Source organism: Rickettsia asembonensis (assembly GCF_000828125.2).
Lineage (GTDB): Bacteria > Pseudomonadota > Alphaproteobacteria > Rickettsiales > Rickettsiaceae > Rickettsia > Rickettsia asembonensis.
In genome coordinates this window covers 1-12,932 of record NZ_JWSW01000007.1, presented here as the reverse complement: position 1 = coordinate 12,932, position 12,932 = coordinate 1, and the positions used below count along the sequence as shown (strand labels likewise).

Sequence of the window (12,932 nt, the reverse complement as noted above, 5' to 3'; positions counted from 1 at the left end):
CAACACTTCCAAAAGTGATTTTGTAAAAAATATTGCTTATTTAAGTATCGTAAGTTATTTGTTAGAGTTGTTAATATTTTCCTATAATTATGAATTCTATCGGTCAATTACAAAATAATAGCTTAACTATATCATGGCTTAAGCTTGGTATTTTATCCTTAGGGTTTGCGGGTTTATATTCGATTATTTTGGTGGTGTTACGTACCCCTCAATTAGCCGATTTTTTCCCCAATCCGCATATTTTCAAATCTGCTTTAATTATTCATGTTAATTTATCGGTATTAATTTGGTTGTTGTCTATCACGGCTAGTGTTTGGGGGAGGGAAACGTCATTGCGAGGAGAGGCAAAGCCTCGACGCGGCAATCTCAGGAATTTCGTACTGCTTCATGAGATTGCCACGCTCTCTACGTTCGCTCGCAATGACGTGCTTCGCTTTTACCCTAAACTCGCTTTTCTAGCTACTCTTCTAATCGCCATCTCCCCAATAGTCGGACATAACCCGGTGATGAATAATTATATACCGATGCTTGAAAATATTGTCTTTATTTTGGGGTTAAGCTTATTTGGCGTTACGCTCTTATTATATGCGATAAGTGTTTTATATTTCTTCGATTGGGTGAACTTAAATAGTCTAATTAATTTTACAATATTATCGACTATTATAATGTTTATTTTAAGCTTCGTTTGCTTTGGATGCTCTTATAACGGTTTGCAAAACATCATTCAAATTATTCCTATCGAGATAGAATTTTATTATGAATTACTTTTTTGGAGCGGAGGTCATTTATTACAATTTATATATACTCAAATATTAATATTTATTTGGGTTGTCTTATTTCAGAAGCTAATAGGTCGAGAATTAAAATTTCAAAAATTCTATCTATTCTTACTTTATTTGAATTTTGTTTTCGGCATTCTTATAGTTTGCGGTCATATATCTTATGATATTATTGACGGTAGCTTTAAAGAGTTTTATACAAACCATATGAAGTATCTAGGCGGTATTGCTCCTGTTTTATGTTTGATAGGTATGGGGTTTGAGTTCTTGGGTTATTGCTACGTGCCTTTATGTCATTCCCGCGAAAGCGGGAATCTAGAAAAAAAAGAATGGATTCCTGCTTCCGCAGGAATGACATTGAGGGCGGATGACAGAGTCATCAAAACAATCTTACTTTGCTCCATTATTTTATTTCTACTCGGCGGATTTATAGCAATGAATATCACAGGTATAAATGCGGTAATCCCTGCTCATTACCACGGGTCTATAGTGGGGATTAGTATTGCTTGTATGGGGTATAGTGCGATGTTATTCCGTGGCTTGACCACGGAATCCATAGAAAACAAAACTGTATATTATATTTTGGATACCGTGGTCAAACCAGGGGATGACAAGGATATAGATTCCCGCTTTCGCGGGAATGACATACACTATAGTATGACATTTGCCGTCTACCTACTAACATTCGGGCAGATTCTACACATACTGGGACTAGCATTCGCCGGCGGTTACGGTGTTATACGGAAAGATCCAAATAGCGTAATGCCGATGTCAGCTAAGCTATTAATGGGTATGATGGGCGGAGAAGGGCTGATTGCTATAGTAGGCGGCTTGATGTTTGTATATATTTGTGTTAAAGTAATGTTTTTTAAAAGTATAAAACTAGAACATGAGTAAACCGACTAGAGAAGAAGCTAAAGAAGCGGTAAGAACATTACTAAAATTCATTGGTGAAGATCCAAATAGAGAAGGGTTACTTAAAACTCCCGAGAGAGTAATTAACAGCTATGAAGAGATATTTTCCGGTTATGAAAAAGATATAGCTGAAATATTAAGTACCAAATTTTACGATACTTGTAATTTTCAGGACTTTATCTCGCTGGAAGGCATAAAATTTACCTCTTTTTGTGAACATCATATGTTACCTTTTAACGGTACGGTACATATAGCTTATGTTCCCGATAATTGTATTATCGGTATAAGTAAGCTAGCACGAATAGTAAATATTTTTGCTAGAAGGCTACAAATTCAAGAAAAAATGACGGTACAAATAGCAGAAAGCGTACAGGAGAATTTAAAAACTCTTGGCGTTGCCGTTAAGATTTCTGCCTTGCATAGTTGTATGTCGATGCGTGGAGTGATGCAAGATAATAGCGTAATGAACACTATGCATTATACGGGTATATTTGCAGAACAGCAGAAATATCGCCATGAGTTTTTAAATCTTACCTTGAAAAGATAAGTGTATTTCTATGTCATTCCCGCTTCCGCGGGAATGACATAAAAGATACGGAGATGACATAGAAATACCATATTAAACTAAAAATAACTAAAAAAATTCTATGTTATTATCAAAATATTTTTTACCTGTTTTAAAAGAAGAGCCAAGTGAAGCTCAAGTAACTTCACATAAATTAATGCTTAGAAGTGGAATGATTAGGCAGCAAGCGGCAGGCATTTATACATGGCTTCCGCTCGGCTTAAAGGTACTTAAGAATATCGAGAATATAGTACGCTCAAACATGAATAAAGCGGGAGCTTTGGAAGTTCTAATGCCTTGCATTCAACCCGCACATTTATGGATGGAATCGGGACGTTTTGATAATTACGGTAAGGAAATGCTAAAATTTCAAGATCGTCACGATAATACTTTACTATTTGGTCCTACTAACGAAGATATGATTACGGATATTTTCCGTCATAATATTAAGTCATATAAGGATTTGCCGAAAAATCTTTATCATATCCAATGGAAGTTTCGTGATGAGATTAGACCCCGTTTCGGTGTTATGAGAGGTCGGGAGTTTCTTATGAAAGATGCTTATTCTTTTGATATAAACGAAGAAAATGCCGTTAAGACCTATAATCAAATGTATCAGGCTTATATAAATACTTTCAGGGATTTAGGCGTTTTTGCTATTCCTGTTATTGCCGATAACGGTCCGATAGGCGGTAATTTAAGCCATGAGTTTCATATTATCGCCGAAACCGGTGAAAGCACTATTTATTACGATAAAAGATTTAAGACTTTAAAAGATAATCCTAATATTGATGTAGAGGAAATTAAAAGCTGGTACGCAGCAGCCGAAGAAAAGCATGATGTGAATAAATTGCCTATATCCGAACAAGAAATAACTAGCAGTAAAGGGATAGAAGTCGGGCATATTTTTTATATCGGCTCTAAATATTCAGTTAATATGAATGCTCTTATTAATGACGAACACGGTAAACTAACTCCCGTAGAAATGAGTTCTTACGGCATAGGTATTTCAAGGTTAGTGGCAGCTATTATAGAAGCAAATTGTGATGAGAAAGGTATTATATGGTCTTTGAGCGTTGCCCCTTTTAAAGTTTCTTTAATTAATTTAAATATTCATGATAGTAAATGCGTAGAGCTTGCGGCAAAGGCTTATAAAGAGCTATCTGCTCAAAATATAGAAGTGCTATATGATGATACCGAAGCACGTGCCGGCAGTAAATTCGCAACGCACGACCTTATCGGTTCACCTTACCAAATTATTATCGGTCCTAAAAAAGCAGCAGATGATATTGTTGAACTGAAAAACCGTAAAAGTGGGGTGATTGAGGATATTGAGATAGAAAATCTTAAAAAGTCAATTATGTTATTCCGTTAATTGCAGGAATCTTGTAGTTTTCTAATGTCATTCCGCGACTTGCTCGACATTGTTGCATAGAGCGAAAAACCTACTCGATGTCATTCCCGCGTGGCATTGTTGCGTGGATCAATTTCACCTCTGTCATCCCGTGGCTTGACCACGGGATCCAGTAAAAATACTAAAATATTAGTATTTTTTATTGTTTTTATGGACCTAGTTAGCAAGCCACGGGGTGACACAGTAGGTTTTACCGATCCACGCAACAAGGCTTTCCCGCGTAGGCGGGAATCCAGAAAAAAGAGTCTTAATACTGACAAAATAAACCTAAAAAAACGAGTTTTTTATAGGTTTTACTGGATTCCCGCTTTTAGCTAGGAATGACATAAACGAGCCATGCAGCAACACCGGTCAAGCCCTGGGATGACACCCAGGGTATTTTTAGATACATGTAACAATATCTTACGGGAATACATAAAAAAATTTTCTTCCTAGACAATGATAGTATCATATGATACTATCATATAATGAGTAACAGGCCGCATTTTCAAATAACTAATAAAATCTTGGAGCTATCACAAGATATTTCTTATGAGCTTGGTATTTTAGCCGGTAGCAAGATTTATTCTCAGCCTATAAAACTTCGCAAAAATAATCAAATTAAAACTATCCACTCTTCTTTAGCAATTGAAAGAAATAATTTAAGTATAAAACAGATAACAGATTTAATAGACGGAAAAAGGGTACTTGCACCGGAAAAGGATATTTTAGAAGTAAAAAATGCTATAAAATTATATAATGATCTGACTATATTTAATCCTTTTAAAGTTGAATCATTGCTAAAAGCACATGAGATATTAATGCAAGGATTAGTAGAAGATAATGGGGAGTGGCGTAAAGGTAATGCCGCTATATTTAAAGGCACGGAGATTATACAGCATAATTTAGAAAGCTTCAGACAAGATGAATTTAAATGCGAGCCTGCACAGCGTATAAAAATACGTGAGTACAGGCGAGTCATGCAAAATTCGCTTGTATCAAGCTTTCTAAATTATGCTGTACATTTTGCACCTCCGGCAAGCCGCGTATCTTTATTAATGCAGGATTTATTTGAGTTTATAATACAAGATAAGAACATTTCTGGAATAATTAAGGCTTGTATATTTCATTATGAGTTTGAATTTATCCATCCTTTTTCTGATGGTAACGGGCGAATCGGTAGATTATGGCAACAATTATTACTAATGCAAACTAATGAAATTTTTGAATATATTTCCGTTGAAAGTTTGATAAGGAATAATCAAAGTGAATATTATAGTGTTTTAAGTAAGTGTGATAAGCTTGGTGAATCGACATTATTTATCGAGTTTATGCTTGATAAAATAGTTGCAGCATTAAGATTATATAGTAATAATATAACATATGAGGCAAGTACTCCATTATATAGAATTGAATTTGCCAAGGTTAATTTAATGGATAAATGGTTTTCTAGAAAAGATTATACTAATGTACATAAAAATATTTCTACGGCAACGGCTAGTAGAGATTTGTTATATGGTTTGGAGCATAAGCTTTTAATAAGTAAAGGTGATAAGAATCAGACTTATTATAGGTTTGTGTAGTTTTTAATGTCATTCCCGCGTAGGCGGGAAGGCATTGTCCGCGTGGACCAATTTCACCTCTGTCATCCCGTGGCTTGACCACAGGATCCAGTTAAAAATACTAAAATTATTAGTATTTTTTATTGTTTATATGGACCACGTGGTCAAGCCACGGGGTGACAGAGTGGGTTTTACAGGCCCACGCGGGAATGACATCGAGTAGGTTTTTCGTTCCATGCAATAATGTTGACAATGACACAGTTGATTCACAGGAAATTAACATGAAAAATTTTATAAAATATTTGTTTTTTACCGTTCTATATATAGTAGTAACGATAATAGTTGCTTATATGGTTTTGGCTCAAACTATTCCTAATGATGGGCAGTGTCATATGATGGATAGACCGCTTGTTATTCATTACATTTTAGCAGCAATTATTACCGCTTTACCGGCACTAATTTTAATATATAGTAGAAGTAAGAAAAAGAAGAAATAAATTATATGATCGGTAAATTAAGCGGTAAGATTGATTCCCAAGGTGATGATTATGTTATAATTGATGTAAACGGGGTAGGGTATCTTGTTTATGCTTCAGGTAAAACTTTAGGTAAACTTGCTGAAGGGAAGTTTTATAAACTATTTATCGAAACCCATGTTAGAGAGGAGCATATTCATCTTTACGGTTTTCTGACTCTAGAAGAGAAAAATTTTTTTAATTTGTTACAATCAGTAAACGGTATAGGTACAAGAATGGCTTTATCTATCTTATCAAGCCTTACACCTTCAGATATTCAAATTGCTATAAATAATGAAGATAAAAATATATTTAAAGCAATATCGGGGGTAGGGGCTAAACTTGCTGAGCGTATAGTGTTAGAGCTGAAAGGTAAAGTAGCGAAAATATCCAGCGGTTCAGCTATTATTAAAGATAGCTTGAATATCAAGAATATTACGACCGTTGCAAGTAATGAAGTAATAAAGGCTCTAGTAAATCTAGGCTTTTCTAGATTTGAAGCACAAAATGCCGTTCAAGGCATCATTACCCAAAATCCCGAAATTTCTATTGATGAGTTAATCAAAACAGCCTTAAAAAACCGAAATTCTAATTTTTAGTTGATAAATTAATATTCTATTTTAGATTAGCTTTAATTATTAAAATTAATAGGTAAAATATATGTCAAAGTTAATAGAATTTTTAAAAAATATAGGTGCTGCAAGGACGCTAAACTTACTAGAACAATATCCTGCTGCTTTATCAATAGGTGCTTGTAGACAACCGTTATTGAACGATATCACAATAAAGAACGTGCAGGATGTATTTGATGCTTTAAAAGGTGATAAGAGTATCACAAAATTAACAATATACGATTTTGATAAAGAAAATATAATTTCTTTACTTGCTAATTTTTTAGAAGATGCAGAATGTTATATTACTAGTATTGGTTTCTATTCTAACTTTCAAACAGACGACGAGATAAAAATATTTTCCCAAGCTTTAGAAAACAATAATTCTATAGAAGAAATTGATATAAGTTTTAGAGATTTAAAAGATGAAGGTCTTTTAATATTATTACAAGGTCTTAATCGAAAGCCTGATTTAAAATTTTTAGGACTTAGAAATCTAGGAATAAGTTTAAAAAAAGAAGCGGGCGATAGTTTTAATGAGTTTCTTAAAAATACCAATCTCAAAGAATTGGATATAGCAGCTAATCCAATAAAACCTAATGAATTAATAAAATTGCTTAAAGCAATAAGAGAAAAAAATACTATAAATGTTTTAAATTTAGATAGAATTTGCATCTCTGACGATGAGAGTATAAATGCTATTTCTTCTTTGATTTCTAAAGGTAGTAGTATTACTGACATTGCTACTTCTTTATTTAACACAAATACTGAATCAAGAGAAAAATTACTAACTCTGTAAAAGATAATGAAACTATTCGTGCTTGTATGGTTTTTGATCCAAATAATATATCGCAAGAGGAAATGGGATTCGAGCAGCAGCTAGATAAAATAACAAAAAATAACCGCTTGAAAATAATGGGGGATATAGAAGAATTAGAATAAAATATATAGCATAAAACTATTTTTTAGCTATTATTAGTCATTATATTCGATTTAAATTAATGACTAATATATTATCGCCTGAAAAAATTGAAAATGATCAAGAATTGCCGATAAGACCGTCATATTTGCAAGAATTTGTCGGTCAACAGCAGATTAAAGAAAATCTTTCGGTATTTATTAAGGCTGCAAAATCTCGAAATGAGCATCTTGAGCATACTTTATTTTACGGTCCGCCCGGTCTTGGTAAGACTACGCTTGCTAAGATTATCTCTAATGAAATCGGCGGTAATTTCAAATCCACCTCCGGTCCTGCTATACTTAAGGCAGCTGATCTTGCTGCTATTCTTACCAATCTTGAAAAGAACGACGTATTATTTATTGATGAAATCCACCGCTTAAATACTGCGGTTGAAGAGGTTTTATATCCTGCTATGGAGGATTTTGAGCTTGATATAATTATCGGTGAAGGTCCTGCAGCAAGGTCAGTGAAAATAACCTTGCCGAAATTTACCTTAATCGGGGCTACTACACGCCTTGGGCTGCTTAGTAATCCTTTGCGTGATAGGTTCGGTATTCCTATGCGGCTTAATTTTTATAATACTGAAGAATTGAAGAAAGTTCTAAATAGAGCAAGTAAATTATTTGATATTGATTTGACCGATTCAGGTTCGGAAGAGATAGCAAAAAGAAGTAGAGGAACGCCAAGAATTGCATTAAGATTGCTTCGTCGTATAAGAGATTTTGCAGCAGTTGACGGTAAATCAAGAGTAGATAAAGAAATTTCTGATTTTGGGTTAAATCGTTTGGAAGTTGATCGCATAGGACTTGATAGTAATGATTATCGTTATTTGAAATTCATAGCGGATAATTATAACGGTGGTCCCGTTGGAATTGAAACGATTGCTGCTGCATTATCCGAACAGCGTGACGCACTTGAAGAAACCATAGAGCCTTATCTTATACAGATAGGTTTACTACAAAGAACTCCTAGAGGTAGGGTAATCACGATTGCCGCTTTTGAGCATTTGAAAATGCCGATACCTAATCAATCACATCATCAATTTAATATTTTTAACGAGAATGAGTAATAATAATTTAAATGATAATTATACAGCCGCAGATGTTATAAAAAGGCTGATAAAAGATCATGTTAAACCTTACGCAAATAAAATATATTTTTCGATATTTTGCATGGTTATTGCAGCACTTTGTACGGCAGTGATTGTACATGCGGTTAGACCTATTATTGATAAGATTTTTTTAACGCATGATAAGAAAATGCTTATAATAATGCCTATAGTGCTTACTGTAACTTTTTTTATAAAAGGAATTTCAGAGTATTATCAGAATTATCTAATAAAATTTGTTGGGCAGAGGGTACTAAATGATTTACAGATAAAAATGTATGAGCATTTGTTACTTGCCGATATTTCTTTTATTCAAAACCAATCTTCAGGACGTTTAATATCTCGTTTTACTAATGATATTTCTTTGATGCGTGGGGCTGTTTCTAATTTACTTGTTGGGTGTGCTAAACATTTCCTAACTGTAGTATGTTTAATAATAACTATGTTTCATTTAGAACCGCTATTATCTTGTGTAGTTTTTCTTGTGTTTCCTTTGGCTGTTTATCCGGTGCAAAGGATGGGCAGAAAGATAAGAAAAATATTTTCACAATCCCAAGAGGAGCTTGGGCATTATACTTCTAGACTTGATGAAACATTTCAGTCAATTAAGATTATTAAATCTTTTGTAGGCGAAAAAATAGAAAGTAATAGAGCATCGTTGATTATTAATAATATTTTAGAGTTCTACAAAAAAACATCTAAGCTAGATGCGATGGTTTCACCGATTATGGAGGGTTTAAGTGGTCTTGCAGTCGGAGGGATGGTTTGGTACGGAGGTAATCTAGTTCTTGAGGGTAAAACAACACCCGGTGCATTATTTGCTTTTTTAGCTGCTTTTGCTGCAGCTTATAGACCATTTAAAAGTTTGGTATCGTTAAATATTAATTTGCAAGAAGGAATAGCCGCAGCTAATAGGGTATTTAGTATTTTGGATACCGAACCTCTTATTAAAGATCATGAAGATGCTAAAGAAGTAGATTTATATAATCCACAAATTACTTTTGAAAAACTGGCTTTAAGTTTTGATAGTAAAATAGTTATAAAATATATAGATTTAAAGCTAGACCCTCATAAAATGATTGCGTTTGTTGGACGTTCAGGTAGCGGTAAGACGTCCCTTAGTAATTTATTAGTGCGTTTTTATGATCCAAATGAAGGAAGAATTTTAATTAATAATCATGATATTAAAGATATTAAGCTTACTTCACTTAGAGGTCAGATTTCCTTAGTTACTCAAGATACTCATTTATTTGATACAAGCGTTGCCGAAAATATAGCATACGGTCAGGAAAACGCTACAAGAGAAGAAATAATTGAAGCAGCAAAATATGCAGATGCTCATGAGTTTATTATGTATCTGCCGAACGGTTACGACACGCAGATAGGAGTGCAGGGGACAACTCTTTCAGGTGGTCAGCGTCAGCGTTTATCTATTGCTAGAGCTTTCTTAAAAGACGTACCTATTTTAATTTGGGATGAAGCAACAAGTAGCTTAGACCAAGCTTCCGAACAGAAAATTCTAGAATCTTTAAAGAAATTACGCCAAGGAAAAACCACTTTAATCATTACGCATCGTTTAAGTAGTATTACCGACCTTGATAACATTATCGTCATGAAAAATGGTGAGATTTGTGAGCAGGGTACTCACACTCAATTACTTAAGAATAAAGATGAATATTATAGGTTGTATAATAAGGAGTTAAGAGAAAATGGTTGATTTATAAAGTAAATAGTTTATATTTCTTAATTTTTGTTAACTATTATTGTGTTGCTTAAATCGTCATTGCGGGCGACTAAAGGCATTGTTGCATGGATTGATTTTTTGTCATTGCGAGAAGAATTACGCAGTAATTTGACGAAGCAATCCAGTAAAAAATTCTGTATATCAGAATTTTTTTAATTATTTTTCTGGATTGCCGCGTCGCTTTGCTCCTCGCAATGACGGTTCGGATATCCATGCAACAAGGTCGCGGTTAAAGGAGTGTGGCAATCTCAAGACTTTGGTACGAGATTGCTTCATCAAAATTTTCAATTTTTTTCTCGAAATGACGACTTAAATACCCACGCAACAATGCCACGCAGGAATGACCTCAACTCAAGGAATACCACAATGCTCATTACCAAGATTTTTAAAGACTATAGATTATTTGAAATATTTATTTTAGGAATAGTTAGCGGTATACCGCTGGTTATAATTTTTTCTACTCTTTCGGTATGGTTAAAAGAATCCGGAATAGATATCGCTGTTATTACTACTTTTGCGGTTGCAAGATTATCATATTCATTAAAAGTATTTTGGTCGCCGTTAGTCGATAATTTTAAAATACCTTTTTTAAATAGGTGGGGACATCGAAAAAGCTGGCTTATATTATGTAGCTCTTTAATGGTTTTAGTACTAATTGCTATGAGCAAGGAAAATCCTGAAGTTTCTTTAACTTCTTTATATTTTTTGACTATAGCATTAGGCTTTTTATCCAGCACGTTCGATATTGCTGTTGATGCGTTGCGTATAGATAAGTTTGATCAGGAAACTCAAACTATTGCTAGTGCAACTGCCGTATTCGGTTATCGAATCGGTATGCTTATTACAGGGGCAGGTGCTTTGTACCTTGCAGAAATAACCGGAAATAATTGGCAACTAACTTTCTTTGTTATAGCTATAATATTTGCTGTTGCAACGATATTTATAATAACCGTAAAAGAAAAAGAATTAGTAAGAGAAAAAATTAATATTACTTCTATTACTTCATGGATTTCTACAGTAATTAATCCTTTCAAGGATTTTTTCAAAAGAGAATTTGCTGTAACTATTTTACTTGCGGTAATATTTTTTAAATTAGGCGATGCTATGCTTGGAGCGGTTGCCTCACCTTTTTATATAGAGCTTGGTTATACAAAAGGTGAAATAGCAATAATCGCTAAACTGTATGGATTGATTGCGACCTTAGTCGGCGGTTTTGCCGGTGGTATTGTAATGTATAAGGTAGGGAATTTTAAAGGTTTGATTATTACCGGTATTGCTCAAAGTCTAACGCATTTTGCATTTATTTGGCTTAATCACCAACCTCCTTCTTTTGAAGCTTTATTAATTGCTATTACTATAGAGAATTTTGCTGCTGCTATGGGGGCTACTGCTTTAGTCGGCTATATAGGTAATTTATGTAATAAAAAATATTCGGCAACACAATATGCTTTACTTAGTAGTGCTAGTAGTTTATGTAACAATACTGTCACTATTTATGCCGGAAAACTTGTAAATATGATGGGTTGGGACGGTTTTTTCATCTTTACTATAATTTTAGCCTTGCCTGCTTTGTTTATATTAATGTATCTTAATAAGAAGGTTAATGTGTAGTAAGTTTTATTGTCATACCGTGGCTTGACCACGGAGTCTAGTTTTTTTATTTTTTACTGGATGCCGTGGTCAAGCCACGGCATGACACAGTATTTTACTTGATTTAATTTGAATAATATTTTATTTATTTAAAATGTTTAGTAAATTTTTATTACCTTATATTTTTATTGCAACATTTTTCTTTGCTCCCATAAGCGAAGCGAAGAAAGCTGTAAAAAATATCCCTAAACCTCCTGTTCAAACTAGTTTAGTAATTGATGCAAAAAGCGGTAAGGTGTTGCAGGCCCATAATTCACAAATTCGGATTTATCCCGCTTCTTTAACTAAGCTAATGACTCTATACTTAATGTTTGAATCAATTGAAGCCGGTAAATTGCCTTTAGATAAAAAATTACTTGTATCAACAAAAGCTTCAAAAATGCCGCCTTGTAAGCTGGGTTTAAAAGCAGGAGAAACTATAACTGTTCGAGAAGCAATTAATGGATTAATTATAAAATCCGCTAATGATGCTGCTGTAACGGTCGCTGAGAATATGAAAGGTTCCGAAAAAGCTTTTGCTCATTTAATGAATGTTAAAGCTAAACAGCTAGGTATGAAGAATACCTATTTTAAAAATGCTTCAGGTTGGCATGACCCATTGCAGCAAACTACCGCAAGAGATATGGCTAAACTTGCTATGGCCTTAAAGAGAGATTATCCTAAATATTATCCGTTATTTGCTAAAACCATCTTTGTATTTCGTGGAAACATAGTAAACGGACATAATAGGGTTACTAAAAATTATCAAGGTGCAGAAGGTATGAAAACAGGTTTTCATACATCGGCAGGTTATAATTTAGTAACTACTGCTTCTCGGAACGGTAAATCATTGATTGCCGTTGTTACAGGAGGCAAAAGTGCCGCATCTCGTGATCAAAAAATGATGGGGCTACTAGATCAGCATTTTAATATTAAGCCTATAGTCCCTAAACCTTCAATCAAATTTGCCTCTAATAATAAATCTACTACAAAAGCTAAATCAAAAATAATAAAGAAAAAGAATATACGTAGTTGATATGTATCGTCATTGCGAGAGGCATTGCTCGCGTGGATCGTTTTATGTCATTCCCGCGTAGGCGGGAATCCAGTTCTTGTATATGTCATCCTAGTTAACTTGATCGCTGGATCC

At 34.0% G+C, this 12,932-nt stretch carries 12 protein-coding genes; 11 read left to right on the top strand and 1 reads right to left on the bottom strand.

The features are described from left to right. Positions 1-89 precede the first annotated feature (89 nt). From SB78_RS01705 to proS, 3 genes are all read left to right on the top strand, one after another. Positions 90-1,676, top strand: a complete 1,587-nt coding sequence (locus tag SB78_RS01705; RefSeq protein WP_041078068.1) for a palindromic element RPE4 domain-containing protein — start codon at positions 90-92, stop codon at positions 1,674-1,676. Then, positions 1,669-2,241, top strand: coding sequence for a GTP cyclohydrolase I FolE (folE, locus tag SB78_RS01700; RefSeq protein ID WP_041078065.1), 573 nt, complete (start codon positions 1,669-1,671; stop codon positions 2,239-2,241). The genes SB78_RS01705 and folE overlap by 8 nt, the downstream gene beginning before the upstream one ends. Positions 2,242-2,341: 100 nt before the next feature. After that, positions 2,342-3,634, top strand: coding sequence for a proline--tRNA ligase (gene proS, locus SB78_RS01695; RefSeq protein ID WP_041078063.1), 1,293 nt, complete (start codon positions 2,342-2,344; stop codon positions 3,632-3,634). An 80-nt stretch (positions 3,635-3,714) separates the two neighbouring features. Here proS and SB78_RS11880 read toward each other — a convergent pair whose 3' ends face one another. Beyond that, entirely contained in the window at positions 3,715-3,933 is a 219-nt protein-coding gene (locus SB78_RS11880; RefSeq protein ID WP_410524491.1) for a palindromic element RPE4 domain-containing protein, read from the bottom strand. A gap of 207 nt (positions 3,934-4,140) precedes the next feature. Between SB78_RS11880 and SB78_RS07230 the strand changes: the two genes are divergently transcribed. From SB78_RS07230 to SB78_RS01655, 8 genes are all read left to right on the top strand, one after another. After that, positions 4,141-5,235 (top strand): palindromic element RPE3 domain-containing protein, encoded by a 1,095-nt coding sequence (locus SB78_RS07230; RefSeq protein ID WP_041078061.1) that lies wholly within the window; start codon positions 4,141-4,143, stop codon positions 5,233-5,235. 260 nt (positions 5,236-5,495) lie between these two features. After that, positions 5,496-5,711: a hypothetical protein gene (locus SB78_RS01685; RefSeq protein WP_041078059.1), complete on the top strand. Its 216-nt coding sequence runs from the start codon at positions 5,496-5,498 to the stop codon at positions 5,709-5,711. Positions 5,712-5,716: 5 nt separating this feature from the next. Further along, positions 5,717-6,328: a Holliday junction branch migration protein RuvA gene (ruvA, locus tag SB78_RS01680; RefSeq protein WP_041078057.1), complete on the top strand. Its 612-nt coding sequence runs from the start codon at positions 5,717-5,719 to the stop codon at positions 6,326-6,328. 61 nt (positions 6,329-6,389) lie between these two features. Next, positions 6,390-7,139 (top strand): leucine-rich repeat domain-containing protein, encoded by a 750-nt coding sequence (locus SB78_RS01675; protein WP_041078055.1) that lies wholly within the window; start codon positions 6,390-6,392, stop codon positions 7,137-7,139. A gap of 202 nt (positions 7,140-7,341) precedes the next feature. Then, complete coding sequence (gene ruvB, locus SB78_RS01670) at positions 7,342-8,370, top strand: Holliday junction branch migration DNA helicase RuvB (protein WP_041078053.1); 1,029 nt, start codon at positions 7,342-7,344, stop codon at positions 8,368-8,370. After that, positions 8,363-10,126, top strand: coding sequence for an ABC transporter ATP-binding protein (locus SB78_RS01665; protein WP_041078051.1), 1,764 nt, complete (start codon positions 8,363-8,365; stop codon positions 10,124-10,126). Before ruvB ends, SB78_RS01665 begins: the two co-directional genes overlap by 8 nt. A 393-nt stretch (positions 10,127-10,519) precedes the next feature. Beyond that, the gene (locus SB78_RS01660) at positions 10,520-11,764 is read left to right on the top strand and encodes an AmpG family muropeptide MFS transporter (RefSeq protein ID WP_041078049.1); all 1,245 of its coding nucleotides are present in this window, start codon (positions 10,520-10,522) and stop codon (positions 11,762-11,764) included. Between the two features lie 133 nt (positions 11,765-11,897). Beyond that, on the top strand, positions 11,898-12,818 hold the full coding sequence (locus tag SB78_RS01655) for a D-alanyl-D-alanine carboxypeptidase family protein (protein WP_041078046.1): 921 nt from the start codon (positions 11,898-11,900) through the stop codon (positions 12,816-12,818). Positions 12,819-12,932: the final 114 nt, after the last annotated feature.

What these genes read in the sequence shown, in the direction of transcription:
- SB78_RS01660 (WP_041078049.1), top strand. Translation starts at nt 10,520, where the DNA reads ATGCTCATTACCAAGATTTTTAAAGACTATAGATTATTTGAAATATTT.
- folE (WP_041078065.1), top strand. Translation starts at nt 1,669, where the DNA reads ATGAGTAAACCGACTAGAGAAGAAGCTAAAGAAGCGGTAAGAACATTA.
- SB78_RS01665 (WP_041078051.1), top strand. Translation starts at nt 8,363, where the DNA reads ATGAGTAATAATAATTTAAATGATAATTATACAGCCGCAGATGTTATA.
- SB78_RS01655 (WP_041078046.1), top strand. Translation starts at nt 11,898, where the DNA reads ATGTTTAGTAAATTTTTATTACCTTATATTTTTATTGCAACATTTTTC.
- SB78_RS07230 (WP_041078061.1), top strand. Translation starts at nt 4,141, where the DNA reads ATGAGTAACAGGCCGCATTTTCAAATAACTAATAAAATCTTGGAGCTA.
- SB78_RS01685 (WP_041078059.1), top strand. Translation starts at nt 5,496, where the DNA reads ATGAAAAATTTTATAAAATATTTGTTTTTTACCGTTCTATATATAGTA.
- proS (WP_041078063.1), top strand. Translation starts at nt 2,342, where the DNA reads ATGTTATTATCAAAATATTTTTTACCTGTTTTAAAAGAAGAGCCAAGT.
- SB78_RS01675 (WP_041078055.1), top strand. Translation starts at nt 6,390, where the DNA reads ATGTCAAAGTTAATAGAATTTTTAAAAAATATAGGTGCTGCAAGGACG.
- ruvA (WP_041078057.1), top strand. Translation starts at nt 5,717, where the DNA reads ATGATCGGTAAATTAAGCGGTAAGATTGATTCCCAAGGTGATGATTAT.
- ruvB (WP_041078053.1), top strand. Translation starts at nt 7,342, where the DNA reads ATGACTAATATATTATCGCCTGAAAAAATTGAAAATGATCAAGAATTG.
- SB78_RS01705 (WP_041078068.1), top strand. Translation starts at nt 90, where the DNA reads ATGAATTCTATCGGTCAATTACAAAATAATAGCTTAACTATATCATGG.